Origin of the sequence: Clostridium sp. UBA5988, from assembly GCF_002435615.1 — a bacterium.
GTDB lineage: Bacteria > Bacillota > Clostridia > Clostridiales > Clostridiaceae > Clostridium_J > Clostridium_J sulfidigenes.
Map to the genome: position 1 here is coordinate 140613 of NZ_DJBA01000027.1, position 18071 is coordinate 158683.

Here is an 18071-nt window from a genome sequence, read left to right on the forward strand (position 1 = left end):
TTATAATTACGCTACAAAAACATTAATATAATAATATACCACCACAGATACTAGCAATATACTATCAAACCTATCTAATATACCACCATGTCCAGGAATTAAATTTGAGTAATCCTTAACACCCGCATGTCTTTTTATTGAAGATGCCACCAAATCTCCACACTGTCCAAAGATTCCACCTAATAGACCAATTATCATATAGTTATATAGTGGGACCACTACTCCAAATTTAGTTATGATGTATCCATAAATTGTACATCCTAAAATACTTCCTATAAGTCCACCTATGGCTCCCTCTATGGTTTTTTTAGGGCTAACCCTTGGATTTAATTTGTGTTTTCCTAGATATCTACCAAAATAATAAGCTAAAGTATCACATCCCCATGATGATATAAATATAAGCCATATGAAGAAGTTTCCATTTTCCATATTATTAAGTAATAATATAAAACTAAAAAATATGCCTACGTAAAAACAAGGTAATATGGTCAATGCTACATCAATGAAGTTTCTATCAGTATCAAATACCGGAACTATCATTAAAAGGAATACTACAAGGATAAATACACTGACAGCAATATTTAAATTAAATCCATGTCCTAAATAGATATAATAAAGTAAACATAATAAATATCCTACTAAAGATATAGGTTTATATCCATCCACTTTGCTTACCTTATAAAATTCATACATTCCACCAAGGGATAATAAAACTACAGAAATCTTTAAAAAATACCCCCCTAAAAATATAAATAGTAATAGAGGAGCTAATATCATTGCCCCTATATATCTTTTATTCATTTGCCTCACCTCTTACTATACTCCACCAAATCTTCTATCTCTCTTTTGAAAATCACTAATTGCTCTTCTCAAATCTTCTTTTGTAAAGTCAGGCCAGTTTATATTGGAAAACCAAAATTCAGAATAAGCACTTTGCCATAATAAATAATTACTAAGTCTTAATTCTCCACTGGGCCTTATAACAATATCCGGATCTGGCATACCACTAGTATATAAATGGTCCGATATGATCTTATCATCTATGTTATCTACTTGTAACTTTCCTTCTAATACTTCCTTGGCTATTTCCTTAACCCCTTTTATAATCTCATCTCTTCCTCCATAATTTAAGGCTATGTTAAGAGTTAAACCTGTATTATTTCTAGTTTTATACATTGCATTTTCTACAGCAGCCCTTGATTTTTCAGGAAGTTTACTTATATCTCCTATGGAATTAAGTTTCACATTATTTCTATGTAGCTCTTCAAATTCCTTATTTATAAACTCTACTACTAAGTCCATTAAAGCTCCTACTTCTTCTTTTGATCTCTTCCAATTTTCTGTGGAAAAAGCATATAAGGTTAAATATTTAACTCCCAGATTACTAGATTCCTCCACCATCATTTTAATATTTTTCATACCAGCTCTATGCCCCATAGTTCTTGGAAGTTTTCTTTGTTTAGCCCAACGTCCATTCCCATCCATAATTATGGCTATATGGGCTGGGATTCGTTCCATATCTATTTGTATTTTTTCTTTAGTTGTGTCTTTTTTAAACTTAAATATATCCAAAATATACCTCTCCATTTCAAGTAATCATGATGCTATTATATCACAAATACCTAATAATAAAACCTGCAATATTTGCAGGTTTTATCTAACATATTATACTGACATTATTGACTTTTCTTTTTCTTCTATAGCCTTATCGATTAATTTGATAAACTTATCAGTTTCTTTTTGAATCTGATCTTCAGCTTTTTTAGATTCATCTTCACTGATTTCACTATTCTTCTTTAAGTTTTTAATCTTATCATTTGCATCACGTCTTATGGATCTGATAGCAACCTTAGCATCTTCACCACATTTTTTAACTGATTTAACTAAATTTTTTCTAGTCTCTTCAGTTAATTCTGGAACAATTAGTCTAATAACCTGACCATCATTACTAGGATTAATTCCTAAATCTGATTTTAAAATTGCTTTTTCTATATCTTTCATGCAACTTTTGTCCCATGGTTGAATAAGAAGAACTCTTGGCTCTGGAGCTGATATGTTCCCTACTTGATTAAGAGGTACCATCGTTCCATAACTTTCTACTAATATTCTATCAAGCATTGTAGGGTTTGCTCTTCCAGCTTTTAATGTTCCAAGCTCATTTTGTAAGCTTAAAATAGTTTTGTTCATTTTCTCATCAGCATTTTTAATGATATCTTTTACCATAAAATTACCTCCATCAATTATTTACATATATTAGATGATACTAAAGTACCAATATTTTCACCTTTTACCGCTCTTATAATATTATGAGGCTCATCTAAACCAAATACTAGAATAGGTATTTGATTATCCATACATAGGGATGTAGCAGTAGAATCCATAACCTGCAATCCTTTTTCTAATACCTCAATATAAGATAAATTATTAAACTTAACTGCACCCTCATGTTTATGAGGATCTTTATCATATACCCCATCAACTTTTTTAGCAAGTAAAATAACTTCAGCTTCTATTTCTGCTGCTCTTAAAGCTGCTGTAGTGTCTGTGGAGAAATATGGATTTCCTGTTCCTGCTGCAAATATTACAACTCTTCCCTTTTCAAGATGTCTCATTGCTCTTCTTCTAATGTAAGGCTCTGCTATTTCTCTCATTTCAATAGCCGTTTGAACCCTTGTATTAACACCTATAGCTTCCAAGGAATCTTGTAATGCTAAAGCATTTATACATGTAGCAAGCATACCCATATAGTCCGCGGTAGTTCTATCCATGCCTTCGCCACTTCTACCTCTCCATATGTTGCCGCCACCAACAACTGCACCTACTTCAACACCCATTTCAACTAACTTCTTAATTTGTAAAGCAATAGTGTTCGCTGTATCAAAATCAATGCCGTACCCTTTCTCTGACGCTAATGCCTCTCCTGAAAGTTTAAGCATGACTCTTTTATATTTCGCAGTTTCCATATATATATTATACCTCCAACTCAATATATTTACACCATATTTTTATATATTACCAATTAATAACTAAAATTAACCATAGAAATTACATTAGATACTTCAATGTAAATATGACTTTCTCTAGTTACATAGTTATTATAATACATGTAGATTTTAAAAAAAGAGAACCTAGGTTCTCTTTAATATTATCTTGTATTATTTTCCTTGCATTTGTCTTTGAACTTCTTCAGCAAAGTTTTCTTCTTTCTTTTCGATTCCTTCGCCTCTTTCAAATCTTGCAAACTTAACAACTTCCATAGTTGCTCCAAGTTTCTTTCCTTCTTCTTGAAGATACTTGCTTATAGTGTAATCTCCATTTTTAACCCATACTTGATCTACTAAGCAAACTTCTTTGTAGTATTTGCTTATTCTTCCCATAACCATTTTTTCAACTATGTTTTCTGGTTTTCCTTCGTTAAGAGCTTGAACTCTGTAAATTTCTTTTTCTTTTTCTAAAGATTCATTGTCCACTTGATCTTTGTTTAAGAATAATGGGTTAGCTGCTGCTACTTGCATTGCTACGTCTTTAGCAACTGTTTTTAATACTTCATCTTGTTTTTCACAAGCTAATTGAACTAAAACACCTATTTTCCCATTACCATGGATATAACTTTGAATTATTCCATTGTCAACTACAAACTTTTCAAATCTTCTAACAGACATGTTTTCACCTAATTTTGCAATTAGAGCTGTAACAGCGTCTTGAAGAGTTATGCTTTCATCTCCAACATATTTTTCTGCTAATAATCCTTCTACAGTAGTTACATTAGTAGTTGCTGCCATTTTAGCTACATTTGCTGCTAATGCTTTAAAGTCATCGTTTGCTGCAACGAAGTCAGTTTCACAGTTAACTTCTACTACAGAACCTATTTTCATATCTTCTGATATATAAGTAGTAACTATACCTTCAGCTGCTATTCTTCCAGCTTTTTTAGTTGCTGCTGCTAATCCTTTTTCTCTTAAAACTTCTACTGCTTTTTCCATATCTCCATTTGTTTCGGTAAGAGCTTTTTTACAATCCATCATTCCTGATCCAGTTCTTTCTCTTAACTCTTTTACCATTGCTGCTGTTATCATCTTTATTCCTCCTTTAATTTCCTAACAAAAAGGTAAATGAAAGATTTCTCTCTCATCTACCTTTAAAATTTCATATGTTTTACAACCATAGATGAGGCTGTTTGAAATTTACTTAGAAAGTTGCTATATTATTCAGCTACTTCTTCACCTTGTCTTGCTTCAATTATAGCATCAGCTAATCTTTCAGTTATTAATTTAACTGCTCTTATAGCATCATCGTTTCCTGGAATTACATAGTCAACATCATCTGGATCACAGTTTGTATCAACTATTGCTATTACAGGAATTCCTAATGTTTTAGCTTCAAGTATTGCATTTTTTTCTTTTCTTGGGTCAACTATAAATAAAGCTCCAACATTCTTAGCATCCATGTTTCTAATTCCGCCAAGGTTCTTTTCTAGTTTTTCTCTTTCATTTTTAAGTTGAATAACTTCTTTTTTAGGAAGAACATCAAATGTTCCATCTTCTTCCATTTTATCTAATGCTTCAAGTCTACCTATTCTTGTTTTAATAGTTCTGAAGTTAGTTAACATTCCACCTAACCATCTGTTGTTTACAAAATGCATGCTTGATCTGATAGCTTCTTCTTGGATAGCTTCTTGAGCTTGCTTTTTAGTTCCAACAAATAATATATCTTTTCCTTCTTCTGATACTGATTTTATGAAATCATATGCTTCATCAATTTTCTTAACTGTTTTTTGTAAGTCAATGATATAGATACCATTTCTCTCAGTGAAGATGTATGGAGCCATTTTAGGGTTCCATCTTCTTGTTTGATGTCCAAAATGAACACCTGCTTCTAATAATTGTTTCATTGAAATAACTGCCATTTTAATATACCTCCTGGTTTTTTCCTCCACTACCATCATTTTTATTAAATACTCCTTAAAGCACCTTTTAATAAATTCAGTAGTGTGTGTATTTTCTTACCTTGTGTATTATATCACATAGAAAATCAATGTTCAACAAATTTATTTCTAAATAACAAGGTTAATTTTAAATTTTTATTATTTAAAATTCTGTTAATACAATAATTATAATTTTTCATAATTAATATATATTAATTCTAGAATTTTAAAAGACAAATCCCTGAAACCCGCATGGATAAAACAAATAGTTAACTATTTAACTATTTAACTATTTACCTATTTACCTAGTTACCTAGTTAAATAGGTTACATTATAACTGTTTACCTAGGAAACTTTTAAAATACATGTGAGTAGTGAAAGAATCTTCTTTATTAAAAATAAAAATCCTTTATCAGGATTTTTATTTTTAATATATTTCTATATATTGTATTAAATTATTTAAGCTTATTTAATTCATCTATTAATTTCTCATTTAGAATCTTTATGTGAGTACCCTTCATTCCTAAAGATCTAGATTCTATAACTCCAGCACTTTCAAACTTTCTAAGAGCATTTACTATAACAGATCTAGTTATTCCAACCTTATCTGCTATTTTAGATGCAACTAAAAGTCCCTCACTACCATCAAGTTCGTTAAATATATGTTCTACGGCTTCTAACTCTGAATAAGATAATGTTCCTATTGCTAATTGAACTATAGCTTTTTTTCTTGCTTCTTCTTCTATTTCATCAGTCTTAGCTCTTAACATTTCCATTCCTACAATAGTACCACTATATTCTGCAATAACTAAATCATCTTCAGTAAACTGTTTAGAAAATCTTGATAACAATAAAGTTCCCAATCTTTCCCTGTTCCCATTAATAGGAACTATAGTTGATAGCATATCTTTGAAGTCACATTGAACTTCTCCATTAAATACACAAATACCACTGCTTGGCATATTTGCCTTTGTCTCATCTATATTTAGCAGTTTAGCATTATATTGCTCTGGAAATCTTTTATTTTCAACTACTTGTTCTTTAACTTTATCGCATTCAAATCCATAGGAAAGATTATATCCTAAAACTTTCCCCTTTCTACTAATAACATATACATTACAATCTAACACTTCACTTAGAAGTTCACATATATCATCAAAAACTACTGGTTCTGAACCTGACTTTTGTAAAATCTTGTTTAATTTTCTTGTTTTATCTAATAATGACATCTCTATTCCTCCTTCTTCTTTTTTTCATTTTTCATAATGCTATTTATCACTGCAACTTTTTAAATAATTCAAAATATTCTTTTCTTTCACAAATTTTAGAATTGTTTCGTTGCCATATACCATCATATCATATAGAATTTATTCTATCAACATGTTTTTTATTAATTTTCGACATATTTAACCTTTTTTTAAATTAAATTTTACTTCAAAGTAATTTTTAACTAATATAAACCATTTTATTTATTATCTGTTAACTCTTTATGCTTACATTCCGAGTTAATACATTCTAAATAATCACCTTTTGCTTTGCTATATCTTTTAGCCATTACACTTCCACACTGAGGGCATTTCTTTTCTGTAGGTTCATGCCAACTTACAAAGTCACATTGTGGATAATTTCCACATCCATAAAATATCTTACCTTTTTTGCTTCTCTTTTCTAAAACATTTCCTCCACACTTAGGACACTTTACATCTAATTCTCTAGCCATTGTCTTTGTATTTTTACACTCCGGATATCCTGGACATGCGAGAAACTCACCAAATCTTCCCTGTTTTATCACCATAAGTCTTCCGCATTTATCACATGGTATGTCAGATACCTTATCTTCTATAGTTATCTTAGCTATTTCTTTTTCGGCTATTTCTATAGCTTCCTTTAGTGGTACGAAGAATTCTTCTACTACAGATTTCCAATTTGCATTTCCTTCTTCTATTCTATCTAATTTACTTTCCATTTCTGCAGTAAATTCTACATCAACTATTTGTTTAAAATATTCGCTAACTATATTATTAACTATAAATCCTAATTCCGTAGGAAATAATACCTTCTTTTCTCTATCCACATATTTCCTGCTTAATAAGGTGGTAATTGTAGGTGCATAAGTACTCGGTCTACCTATTCCATTTTCCTCTAAAGTTTTAACTAAGGATGCCTCTGAAAATCTTGCTGGAGGTTGAGTAAAATGTTGTTTTCCATCTACAGATTTTTCTATTAACTTTTCATCTGTATTTAAGGTTGGTAATTTTGCATTTCCATCCTCATCTTCATTATCTGTAGCATAGATTTTAGTAAACCCATCAAATCTCACCTTAAATCCTGAAGCTTTAAATAAATAATCCCCATTGTTTATTGAAATTGATGTAGTATCAATTATTGCAGACTCCATTTGGCTAGCTACGAATCTATTCCAAATTAAAGTGTAGAGTTTTAATTGATCATTGCTTAAGGTTTCCTTAGCAATTTGTGGAGTAATCTCTACATTAGTTGGTCTTATAGCTTCGTGAGCATCTTGTGCTCCCTTCTTACCTTTGTAAGCTCTTTTAACCTTTGGTGCATATTTATCTCCATACATATTTTTTATAAATTCAAGAGTAGCTCCCTGAGCCTCCTCTGATACTCTTACTGAGTCTGTTCTCATATAAGTTATAAGACCGATAGTTCCATGTCCTTTAACTTCTATACCCTCATACAACTGTTGTGCTGTTGCCATGGTTTTTTTAGTTGAAAAGTTTATTTTTCTATAGGCATCTTGTTGAAGTGTACTAGTAGTAAATGGTGGTAATGGATTTTTAGATTTAGCTGTATCTTTTATATCTTTTACCACAAATTCACCTTGCTGTACAGCTTTTATAATATTATTAGCTTCTTCTTCCTTATTTATAATAACTTTTTTCCCTTTTTTACTATGCAATTTTATTGTAAAGGTTTTTGTTTCTGCTAATTTAGATACTTTTGCTTCCACAGTCCAATATTCTTCTGGTACAAAAGCTTGAATTTCCTTTTCTCTATCGCATATTATTCTAAGAGCTACAGATTGTACTCTTCCAGCACTTAATCCCCACTTTATTTTTCTCCAAAGTATAGGACTTATCTCATATCCTACTAATCTATCTAATACTCTTCTAGCCTGTTGAGCATCAAATACATTTTCATTTATCTTTCTTGGAGATTTTATGGCATTTTTTACAGCACTTTTTGTGACCTCATTAAACTCTATTCTACATGACTCTTTAGTATCTATTTTTAATATGTTAGCTAAATGCCAAGATATAGCTTCCCCTTCTCTATCAGGGTCCGTAGCAAGATATATTTTTTCACTTTTTTTAGCTTGTTTCTTAATCTTATCTAAAAGTTCTCCTTTACCTCTAATAGTTATGTATTTGGGTTCATAATTTTTTTCTATATCTACCCCTAACTGACTTTTAGGTAAATCTCTTACATGACCCATAGATGCTTCTACTACATAATTTTTTCCTAAATACTTCTTTATGGTTTTCGCTTTTGCTGGCGACTCAACTATGACTAATTTTTGCCCCATTCTAACCCCTCCATTATAGCTTATAATTTTTTACTTTATTACATATTTATAAGCACCATGCAGATTTCTCATAATCTTTTTATTATATATAAAATTCTACATCCTACTATATTTTAAAATATTATTATCTCATTGCAAGTCATAATATACAAACCTTATTAAATATTTCATAAATTTTTAACTATTTATTAATTCTAACATAAAAGTTTCCACTTAAACATAAAATCTCCTCTTTTACTTGCAACTCAAATAATAACTTATATAATCGATTAATGTCAACATCAACTAATTTAATTATTTTATCAATGTGTATAGGATTATCATCTATAACTTGATATATTCTTTCCTCTAATTTGCTTTTTACAGTAGTTATATTTTTATTATCTATGGAAACTCCAGAAATATTCAATAAATTTAACACATCTTCTATATCTGTATAAACGTAGGCACCATCTTTTATTAATTTATTAGTCCCTTTACTTTCACTGGAGAATATACTCCCTGGCACAACAATTATATTTTTTCCTTGCTCTAAAGCTGCTCCTACAGTAATTAGCGTCCCACTTTTTTCTCCGCCTTCAGTGACAACTAACAATTCACACATACCACTGATAATTCTATTTCTCATTGGAAAATTTCTACTTAAAGGTGGTGTTCCCAAGGGAAACTCACTAATTATACAACCACCGTTATCTAAAATTTCATGGTAAAGTCTATAGTTTTCTTTAGGATATATAACATCAATACCACTACCTAAAACTGCAATTGTATTAATGTTGTTCTTTATTGCAGCCCTATGAGCTACAGAATCAATACCTTTAGCCATACCACTTACAATATTTATTTCATAAGGACTTAACTGTTCCACCATACTATTAGTTACGTCTATCCCATATCTAGAACACTTCCTAGAACCCACAATAGAAATATTCTTTTTTTCATTAATCATTGAAATATTCCCCTTGTAAAATATACCAAAAGGTGCATCCTCATACTGCAGTAAACTTATAGGATAATCTATATCATACATAGTACAAATATGTATATCCCTAATGGATTTACATTCTTCAGCAGCTAACTCTTCAATTTTTATATAAGACTTTTGAAACTTTTCTACAATTTTTTTAGGCAATAGTGTCATATTATCACTAATCACCATTTTTCTCAAGGTATCAAAATTATGATATTCATTATAAACATATTTTTTCATATCATTAGATACTTCCGTAATAATAATCCATAATTTAAATAAATCAACCATCTATACTCTCCTAATTCTTTATATTATATCTTCTCTTATGTACTTCCTATATTGAAGTGCTTCAATAATATGATTTTCTTCTATGGATTTATTGCCATCTAAATCCGCAATAGTTCTAGCTACTTTTAAAATTCTATTATAAACTCTAGTACTAAGTCCATATTTTTTATAGGTATATTCAAGAATCCTATTAGAATCCCCATTAAGCTTACAGTATTTTTTTATATGACTAGAAGACATATTACTATTATATTTTATATGTTCATTCCTAAATCTTTCACTTTGTATCTCCCTTGCCCTTTCTATCCTAAGGGCCATAACCTCTGATTTTTCTTCTTTTTTATCATTATTTATAGTCTCATAGGATATGGAATTTACTGGGGTGAAAATATCTATTCTCTCTAATAAAGGTCCAGATAATCTAGATAAATATCTTTTCACTTCGCTATCACTACATTTACATAACCTTGTTTCACTTCCATACATCCCACAGTTGCAAGGATTCATAGCTGCCACGAGCATAAAATCCGCTGGATAAGTTATAGTTCCATTTACTCTTGATATTCTTACCCGCTTATTTTCTAAAGGCTGCCTTAGAACTTGAAGAGCTCTCTTATCAAACTCTAATATTTCATCTAGGAATAACACTCCATTATGAGCTAAAGATACTTCTCCTGCTGATGGGTTTCTGCCACCACCAATCAAAGCAGTACTAGTAATAGTATGATGAGGATTTCTAAAGGGTCTATTTCCCATTAATCCTTCTTCCTTAAGCTCTCCACTAATACTATATATCTTCGTAACTTCTAGAGCTTCCTCATCGGTAAGCGGTGGCATAATAGAAATAACCCTCTCTGCCAGCATAGTTTTTCCCGATCCTGGAGTTCCATACATAAGTACATTATGATTTCCTGCTACCGCTACCTCCAATGCTCTTTTAGCTGCTTGCTGTCCTATGACATCTTCAAAATCTAATGGACAATTATTATTTTTATATTTTTCTCTATTGGTAAATGTATAAGGTTTTACATCCTTATAAGTAAAAAGATGAATTACTTCACTCAAATTTTTGATAGGATATATATTTGCTTCTTCAATACAAGCACATTCATCTTTATTTTCCATAGGTACTATATAGTTCTTTACACCATGTTTTATACCTTCAATTACAATGGGGAGAGCCCCTTTAATTTTATTTACATTTCCATTTAAGGACAATTCACCCATAAATATAAAATTATCTGGCTCTTCTAAGAAAAGTTGATTAGTTGCTAAAAGAATTCCTACAGCTATAGGTAAATCATAGTGGGAGCCTTCCTTGCGTATATGAGCCGGAGCTAAATTTATAGTTATTCTACTAATTGGAAAATCTAAAGAAGAATTGGTTATAGCTGATCTAACCCTATCCTTAGATTCTTTTACAGCAGTATCCCCTAAACCTACAATATTAAAATTAGGTAACCCATAGGTGATATCTACCTCTACATTAATTAATATACCTTCCACTCCAGAAAAGGCTGCAGTCTTTATTTGAATTGACATAATTTCACCCTCCAAATATAAATTTCCAACTTTACTAGTGTAAGTATTGACCATTGAATTTAGAATAAATCAACTTTGTAAAAAATTTTAATTAAATCAAAGTTTAGCTTTGGATTATATTGTCTAAAATGTAGACATAATTCTTTGCATTAAAGGGAGTTTTAAATGAAGATTTTAAATAAAACTATAGGTAATTATGGAGAAGATCTAGCTAGAGAATATATTAAAGAAAAGGGATATATAATATTAGAAGAAAATTTTTTATGTAAGTTAGGGGAAATTGATATTATAGCTAAGGATAATAATTATATTTGCTTTATAGAGGTAAAAACTCGATATAGCAAAAGATACGGTACCCCATTAGAAAGTATCACTAATACTAAGAAAAGAAAATTGTATAAAACTGCACAATATTATATTTGTTTAAAAAATATACATAAATCTTATTTTAGATTTGATGCCATAGAGGTAACACTGATTTCTTCTGGTGAAACCCCTAATATTACACTGATTAAAAATGCTTTCTAAAAAGTAAATACCTGAATAAAAAAGTAATTACATAACTTTTTTATTCAGGTATCTTTTATTTTATTAATTATTTGTTAAGTATATTTTTCAGAAAACTTTCTCTATGAATTGGACAGCTACCATGACAAATTATTGCATCTATATGTTCTTTGGTACCATATCCTACATTTTTATCAAAGTGATATTTTGTATACTTCTTACCATACTCTTCCATTAAATTATCTCTATATACTTTAGCTATTATAGAGGCACACGCAATGGCAGCACTTTTAGTGTCTCCTTTAATTACAGCTTCATTTCTAAGGTTAAATTCTCTTATAGTATATCCATCAGATAATACTATATCAGGAGTAACTTTTAGTTCCCCCACAGCCATCTTGAAAATTTCATTGTTACAAAACCCTATGCCTTCTTTATCTATTTCTCTGTTGGTTTTTAGAGCTATAGAATAACTTATTGCTTCTTTTTTTATTATATCACTTAGCTCTTCTCTTACTTCTTTAGTTAACTTCTTAGAATCATTTATTCGTAATATTAAATCCCTTGAATTATTGTCAAGAACTACTGCAGCAGCAACTATAGGACCTGCTAAGGGGCCTCTTCCTACCTCATCTACACCAGCTACAATATCATGTCCATAGCTTTTATCAAAATCATATAATTTTTCTACTCTAGCATATTCATTTTTATAATGCTCCACATATTTTCTTAGGGTTTCTCCTAAAGCTCTTACATTTTTCCTATGATCATTATTTAATACTCGATATATAGCTTGATAATCTGCTTCATGGCTACTTACATCTTTTAATGACATAAACCCACGGACAGAAGATTTTATATCGTTAAATCTCATAGTTTTAATTTCTTTTAAAAAATTTATACTACTCATATTTATGTTCTATATCAGGTACCTCTAGTGAAATAGGACCTAACTTTCCCCCCCTAAATTCATCTAATAGCATTACAGCTACTCTATTATAATCTATGTTGCCCCCTGAAATTATAGCACCTCTTTTTTTACCTATGTTATCCATATTAGTAAGAGGATTTTCGTCTAATTCTTTAAGCTTATATCTCTCCACTAGCCTTGATCCATGGGTATTTTGAAGTCTTTCTATAAGCTTTAATGCCAGTTCCTCAACATCCATTATTTCATCCTTTATAGCTCCAGTAAAGGCTAAATTAAGCCCTACTGTATCGTCTTCAAATTTAGGCCATAAAACCCCTGGAGTATCCATAAGCTCTATACCCATCTTTGTTTTTATCCATTGTTTACTCTTTGTAACACCAGGTCTATCTCCCGTTTTAGCAGCACTATTTTTTGCCATCCTGTTTATAAATGTAGATTTTCCTACGTTAGGGATTCCTACTACCATTACTCTGGTAATAATATTTACTACGCCTTTACTTTTAAGTCTATCCTGCTTCTCTTTTAAAAGCTCTTCTAGAGTGGGTTTAATTTTGTTAAGCCCTGATCCTGTAAGGCAGTTAACAGATAATACTCTAGTTTTATCGTCTGATAATTTATTTACCCACTTCTTTGTTACATATTCTTCACTAAGATCGCTTTTATTAAATAATATTATTCTAGGTTTCTCACTACAGATATCTTCAATGTCTGGATTAGAACTTGAATAAGCTATTCTTGCATCACGAATTTCTATTATTGCATCTACTAACTTTAAATTTTCTTTTATTTCTCTTCTGGTCTTTGCCATATGTCCAGGAAACCAGTTTATACTCATTTATCTCACTCCTAAGAATTTTATAATTAGATATATTAAATTAACTATTTTAGTATTCACCACATTTACAATAAATACTTCTATATATGTAATAAAAAAAGGGACTATCTAGCCCCATTTTCTTACATTCTCTCTTTTACTTTAGCAGCCTTACCTACTCTATCTCTTAAGTAGAATAATTTAGCTCTTCTTACTTTTCCTCTTCTAACTACGTCGATTTTTTCTATAACAGGCGTATTTATTGGGAAAGTTTTTTCAACTCCAACTCCTGATGCAAATCTTCTTACTGTAAAAGTTTCTCTAGCTCCACCATTTTGTCTTTTAAGAACGGTACCTTCAAATATTTGAACTCTTTCTTTGTTACCTTCTTTGATTCTGATGTGAACTTTAACTGTATCTCCTACATTGAACTCAGGTAAGTCAGTTCTTAATTGTTCTGCTTCTATAGCTTTTATTATATCTAACATTGTGCATTCCCTCCTAAAATTTATTATGACGTTCTTACTCACATTGGGTGACAGAGGACCGCCCGTACTAGCACAATCCTCATTTTATCACATAATATTTCAATGTGCAATATTATTTATCCTTTTTATGATAATTGTCTAATAGCTTTTTATCCTCTTTAGTAAGTTCTATATTTTTATATAAGTCCATTCTTCTTTCCTTTGTAATGAGTAATGATTTAAGCCTTCGCCACTTTCTTACATTTTCGTGATGCCCAGATATTAATACCTCTGGAACTTCATCTCCTTCAAAGGAAAAAGGTCTTGTATATTGAGGATATTCTAATAATCCTTCATAAAAGGATTCTTCTTCATAACTCTCATCACAGGATAGAACTCCTGGTATCATTCTAGCAATACTATCAACTACAGGTATGCAAGCCATTTCTCCCCCTGTTAAAACAAAATCCCCTAGAGAAATTTCCATATCTATATATTTATATACTCGCTCATCTATACCTTCGTAATGACCACATAAAAATATTAACTCCTCCTCTTTGGCAAGTTCTTTACATAACTCTTGATTTAAAGTCTTACCTCTAGGACCTAAAAATATAACTTTTCCTTTATTATTTTCTTTTAGATGTTTTATAGAGTTTACAATGGGTTCTGGGGTCATCACCATGCCTGCTCCACCCCCATAAGGGTAATCATCAACCTTTTTATGTTTATTAGTAGAGAAGTCTCTTATATTAGTAGTATTTATAGATAATATTCCTTTTTCCATAGCATTTCCTATGATACTATGATTAAATACCTGAAACATCTCTGGAAATAAAGTTAAAATATCTATCTTCATTATTCAGACCATACCTTCACTGGTTTTATTACAATTTTATTATTTTCTATGTCTACTTCTTCTACAATTGTCTTTAAAGCAGGAACTAGCACGTCTTCTTTTCCTTCTGATTTAACCCAATATACATCATTACTTCCCGTTGCAATAACATCATATACTTTCCCTAATTCTTCTCCATCTGTATCATAAACATAACAATCCATTAAATCTGCAACATAGTAGCTACCCTTTGGTAATTTTATAGCATCTTCTCTTTTTACTTGAAGATATTTATTTCTATAAAGTTCGGCTTCTTCAATTGAGTCAATTCCTTCTATTTTTAATATAGCTCTATCCTTTTGAAGCTTAACTGATGTAATTTTTATTTCTTTATCATCTATGTATACCTTATCTAAGTCTCTAAATCTTTCTAAGCTATCTGTTAGAGAAAGCACCTTAACTTCTCCTCTTACTCCATGGGGCTTAGTTATCTGACCAACGCTCATCAATTCCCTCATCATATATCTCCTCACTATTTAATTACTTAATATTATTAACATAAAAAATTTTCATAAACTCTGTTTACCCGATGACTATTAGCTCTAATACTCCCTCCTTATTCTTAAGTCGGCAGTTAAGAGCTACTACGTCCCTGGATAACGATTTCTAACCTTCAAAGAAGCTAAGAACTCTGTTTACCCGATGACTATTAGCTCTAATACTCCCTCCTTATTCTTAAGTCGGCAGTTAAGAGCTACTACGTCCCTGGATAACGATTTCTAAGTATCGAAAATACTGATACTAAGAACTCTGTTTATTATAATAATTATTTGTAATTCTTGTCAACTACAATATATAAAAAAATAAGAGCTAGGTATTCCTAACTCTTATATTATTTCTACAACAACTCTTTTATTTTCTTTAATCGCTGCTGCTTTAACAACAGTTCTAATAGACTTAGCTATTCTTCCCTGTTTTCCAATTACTTTCCCCATATCTTCTTCAGCAACCTTTAATTCTAAAATTATAGAATGCTCTCCAGCAATTTCATTTACTTGCACTGAATCAGGGTTATCAACTAATGACCTTGCAATAATTGTAAGTAATTCTTTCATGGATTGCGCCTCCAATCAATTAAACTTTCCTATTTTATTCCTGCATTGTTGAAAAGTCTTTTAACTGTGTCTGTTGGTTGAGCTCCATTTTTTACCCATTTAACTGCTTTCTCTTCATCGATTTTAACAGTTACTGGCTCTGTAGTTGGATTGTAGTATCCAATCTCTTCAACAAATCTTCCATCTCTTGGAGATCTTGAATCAGCAACAACTATTCTGTAGAAAGGAGCTTTTTTAGCACCCATTCTTCTTAATCTTATTTTTACTGCCATTATATTTTCACCTCCTTCAAAGGTTATGTGTATTTAAACTTAGAAAGGTAATTTTCCAAACAAGCCTTTTTTACCAAATTTACCAGCCTTGCCTCCCATGCCCTTCATCTGTTTCATCATTTTTTTCATCATCTCGAAGTCTTTTAAAAGTTTATTCACTGCTTGAATGTTAGAACCTGAACCATCAGCTATTCTCTTCTTTCTAGATGGTGAAGAAGATACTATACTTGGATTTTTTCTTTCCTTGGCAGTCATGGAATGTATTATTGCTTCCATCTTTCCCATTGCCTTTTCACTTTGTGAAAAGTCTACACCTTTTAATTCCTTTGCATTAAAGCCTGGAATCATTTCAACCAACTTGCCCATAGGTCCTAAATTTTTCATTTGATTCATAGTCTCTAAAAAGTCCTCAAGATTGAATTCTTGATTCATCATTCTGTTACCGAGTTCTGTAGCTTTCTTCTCATCGATAGCTGATTGAGCTTTCTCAATTAAAGAAAGTACATCTCCCATACCAAGTATTCTTGATGCCATTCTCTCTGGGTGGAAGATTTCCAAATCTGTCATCTTCTCTCCCATACCTACATATTTTATAGGCTTTTCAGTGATTGCTTTAATTGATAGTGCAGCACCACCTCTGGTATCACCATCCAACTTGGTAACGATAACTCCTGTAATATCTAGTGTATTATTAAAGGTTTCAGCTACATTTACTGCATCTTGACCTGTCATAGCATCTACAACTAATAAAATTTCTGATGGATTTATTGAAGCTTTTATATCTTCAAGTTCTCCCATCAGCGCTTCATCTATGTGAAGTCTTCCTGCCGTATCCACGATAACTACATTAGCTCCAATGCTCTTAGCATGTTCAATGGAAGCTTTTGAAATATCTACTGGGCTATTTTTATCTCCCATGGTGAATACAGGTACATCTATTGACTTTCCTACAACTTGTAGTTGTTTTATAGCTGCTGGTCTATAAACGTCACAGGCTACTAGTAATGGCTTTTTATTGCTTTTTCTAAGATTTAGAGCCAGCTTTCCTGCCATGGTTGTTTTACCTGCACCTTGGAGACCAACTAACATTATCATTGTTATTCCATTGTTGACAAATTCTATTTTCTTTTCAGTGGTTCCCATTAACTCAGTTAATTCTTCATTAACTATTTTAACTACTTGCTGACCTGGTGTTAAACTTTCCATAACTTGATCACCAAGACATTTTTCACTGACAGACTTTACAAAGTTTTTAACAACTTTATAATTTACATCCGCTTCTAAAAGAGCAAGTTTTACTTCTCTCATAGCCTCTTTAATATCTTTCTCTGAAAGCTTACCTTTACCCTTTAGCTTTTTTATGGTCTCTTGTAATTTGGAAGATAGTCCTTCAAAAGCCATATGAAAACCTCCTATACATTCTCTTCTATATCTTTAATTATATGGTCTATTTCTTTTTTTATATTTTCTTCAGAAGTAGTACCTTTTAACCCTTTTAATTTGTTAATAATTTCAGTCTTAGAGTTTTCTATAGCTAAGGTTTTTTTCATTAAGTGAAGTTTTCTTTCATACTCTTCTAAAAGATTACCACATCTTTTAATTAAGTCATGAATTGCTTGCCTACTAGTATTATTAACTTCTGCTATTTCTGATAGAGATAAGTCATTATTATAATATAAATCCATAATATCTCTTTGTTTATCAGTAAGTAATGAGTTATAAAAATCTAGTAAAATTGATATTTCAACTCTTTTTTCCATATAATCACCCAACTCACAAAACTTATATTAACAAATTAATTTTAAGCTGTCAAGTATTTTTACTTAACAGCAGAGCTTTAGCATGAAAAT

General features: G+C 30.9%; 20 protein-coding genes. 1 reads left to right on the top strand and 19 read right to left on the bottom strand.

The window, feature by feature from the left end; genetic code table 11:
• Positions 1–6: 6 nt before the first annotated feature.
• The 10 genes from B3J31_RS06635 to B3J31_RS06680 all read right to left on the bottom strand — a co-directional run bounded on the left by B3J31_RS06635 (position 7) and on the right by B3J31_RS06680 (position 11277).
• A complete protein-coding gene (locus B3J31_RS06635) occupies positions 7–801 on the bottom strand; it encodes a phosphatidate cytidylyltransferase (protein WP_346867836.1) in 795 nt (264 codons plus the stop codon).
• 15 nt (positions 802–816) lie between these two features.
• Positions 817–1575 carry an isoprenyl transferase gene (locus B3J31_RS06640; RefSeq protein WP_414632074.1) on the bottom strand — a complete coding sequence of 253 codons (759 nt, stop codon included), beginning with the start codon at positions 1573–1575 and terminating at the stop codon, positions 817–819.
• Positions 1576–1665: 90 nt separating this feature from the next.
• Complete coding sequence (gene frr, locus B3J31_RS06645) at positions 1666–2223, bottom strand: ribosome recycling factor (protein ID WP_035132788.1); 558 nt, start codon at positions 2221–2223, stop codon at positions 1666–1668.
• A 17-nt stretch (positions 2224–2240) separates the two neighbouring features.
• Positions 2241–2963 (bottom strand): UMP kinase, encoded by a 723-nt coding sequence (gene pyrH, locus B3J31_RS06650; protein ID WP_035132786.1) that lies wholly within the window; start codon positions 2961–2963, stop codon positions 2241–2243.
• Positions 2964–3155: 192 nt separating this feature from the next.
• Positions 3156–4076, bottom strand: coding sequence for a translation elongation factor Ts (tsf, locus tag B3J31_RS06655; RefSeq protein WP_346867835.1), 921 nt, complete (start codon positions 4074–4076; stop codon positions 3156–3158).
• 128 nt (positions 4077–4204) lie between these two features.
• Positions 4205–4906, bottom strand: a complete 702-nt coding sequence (rpsB, locus tag B3J31_RS06660) for a 30S ribosomal protein S2 (protein WP_150843849.1) — start codon at positions 4904–4906, stop codon at positions 4205–4207.
• A 473-nt stretch (positions 4907–5379) separates the two neighbouring features.
• Positions 5380–6153, bottom strand: coding sequence for a GTP-sensing pleiotropic transcriptional regulator CodY (gene codY / locus B3J31_RS06665; RefSeq protein WP_150843850.1), 774 nt, complete (start codon positions 6151–6153; stop codon positions 5380–5382).
• A gap of 236 nt (positions 6154–6389) precedes the next feature.
• Positions 6390–8474, bottom strand: coding sequence for a type I DNA topoisomerase (gene topA / locus B3J31_RS06670; protein WP_346867834.1), 2085 nt, complete (start codon positions 8472–8474; stop codon positions 6390–6392).
• Between the two features lie 181 nt (positions 8475–8655).
• On the bottom strand, positions 8656–9735 hold the full coding sequence (gene dprA / locus B3J31_RS06675; protein WP_346867833.1) for a DNA-processing protein DprA: 1080 nt from the start codon (positions 9733–9735) through the stop codon (positions 8656–8658).
• An 18-nt stretch (positions 9736–9753) separates the two neighbouring features.
• A complete protein-coding gene (locus B3J31_RS06680; RefSeq protein ID WP_346867832.1) occupies positions 9754–11277 on the bottom strand; it encodes a YifB family Mg chelatase-like AAA ATPase in 1524 nt (507 codons plus the stop codon).
• A 165-nt stretch (positions 11278–11442) separates the two neighbouring features.
• Between B3J31_RS06680 and B3J31_RS06685 the strand changes: the two genes are divergently transcribed.
• Complete coding sequence (locus tag B3J31_RS06685; protein WP_150843854.1) at positions 11443–11805, top strand: YraN family protein; 363 nt, start codon at positions 11443–11445, stop codon at positions 11803–11805.
• 67 nt (positions 11806–11872) lie between these two features.
• On the opposite strand, the gene B3J31_RS06690 is transcribed toward B3J31_RS06685, so the two are convergent.
• The 9 genes from B3J31_RS06690 to B3J31_RS06730 form a co-directional block, all read right to left on the bottom strand.
• A complete protein-coding gene (locus B3J31_RS06690; protein ID WP_414632073.1) occupies positions 11873–12619 on the bottom strand; it encodes a ribonuclease HII in 747 nt (248 codons plus the stop codon).
• A 67-nt stretch (positions 12620–12686) separates the two neighbouring features.
• The gene (ylqF, locus tag B3J31_RS06695) at positions 12687–13550 is read right to left on the bottom strand and encodes a ribosome biogenesis GTPase YlqF (RefSeq protein ID WP_150843855.1); all 864 of its coding nucleotides are present in this window, start codon (positions 13548–13550) and stop codon (positions 12687–12689) included.
• Positions 13551–13672: 122 nt separating this feature from the next.
• Positions 13673–14017: a 50S ribosomal protein L19 gene (rplS, locus tag B3J31_RS06700; protein WP_035132767.1), complete on the bottom strand. Its 345-nt coding sequence runs from the start codon at positions 14015–14017 to the stop codon at positions 13673–13675.
• A 112-nt stretch (positions 14018–14129) separates the two neighbouring features.
• The gene (gene trmD / locus B3J31_RS06705; RefSeq protein WP_150843856.1) at positions 14130–14855 is read right to left on the bottom strand and encodes a tRNA (guanosine(37)-N1)-methyltransferase TrmD; all 726 of its coding nucleotides are present in this window, start codon (positions 14853–14855) and stop codon (positions 14130–14132) included.
• The gene (rimM, locus tag B3J31_RS06710) at positions 14855–15352 is read right to left on the bottom strand and encodes a ribosome maturation factor RimM (protein WP_150843857.1); all 498 of its coding nucleotides are present in this window, start codon (positions 15350–15352) and stop codon (positions 14855–14857) included. Before rimM ends, trmD begins: the two co-directional genes overlap by 1 nt.
• Positions 15353–15721: 369 nt before the next feature.
• On the bottom strand, positions 15722–15949 hold the full coding sequence (locus B3J31_RS06715) for a KH domain-containing protein (RefSeq protein ID WP_035132761.1): 228 nt from the start codon (positions 15947–15949) through the stop codon (positions 15722–15724).
• 29 nt (positions 15950–15978) lie between these two features.
• A complete protein-coding gene (gene rpsP, locus B3J31_RS06720) occupies positions 15979–16221 on the bottom strand; it encodes a 30S ribosomal protein S16 (RefSeq protein WP_035132758.1) in 243 nt (80 codons plus the stop codon).
• A 39-nt stretch (positions 16222–16260) separates the two neighbouring features.
• The gene (gene ffh / locus B3J31_RS06725) at positions 16261–17622 is read right to left on the bottom strand and encodes a signal recognition particle protein (RefSeq protein WP_035132755.1); all 1362 of its coding nucleotides are present in this window, start codon (positions 17620–17622) and stop codon (positions 16261–16263) included.
• 11 nt (positions 17623–17633) lie between these two features.
• Positions 17634–17981 carry a putative DNA-binding protein gene (locus B3J31_RS06730; protein ID WP_346867342.1) on the bottom strand — a complete coding sequence of 116 codons (348 nt, stop codon included), beginning with the start codon at positions 17979–17981 and terminating at the stop codon, positions 17634–17636.
• Positions 17982–18071: the final 90 nt, after the last annotated feature.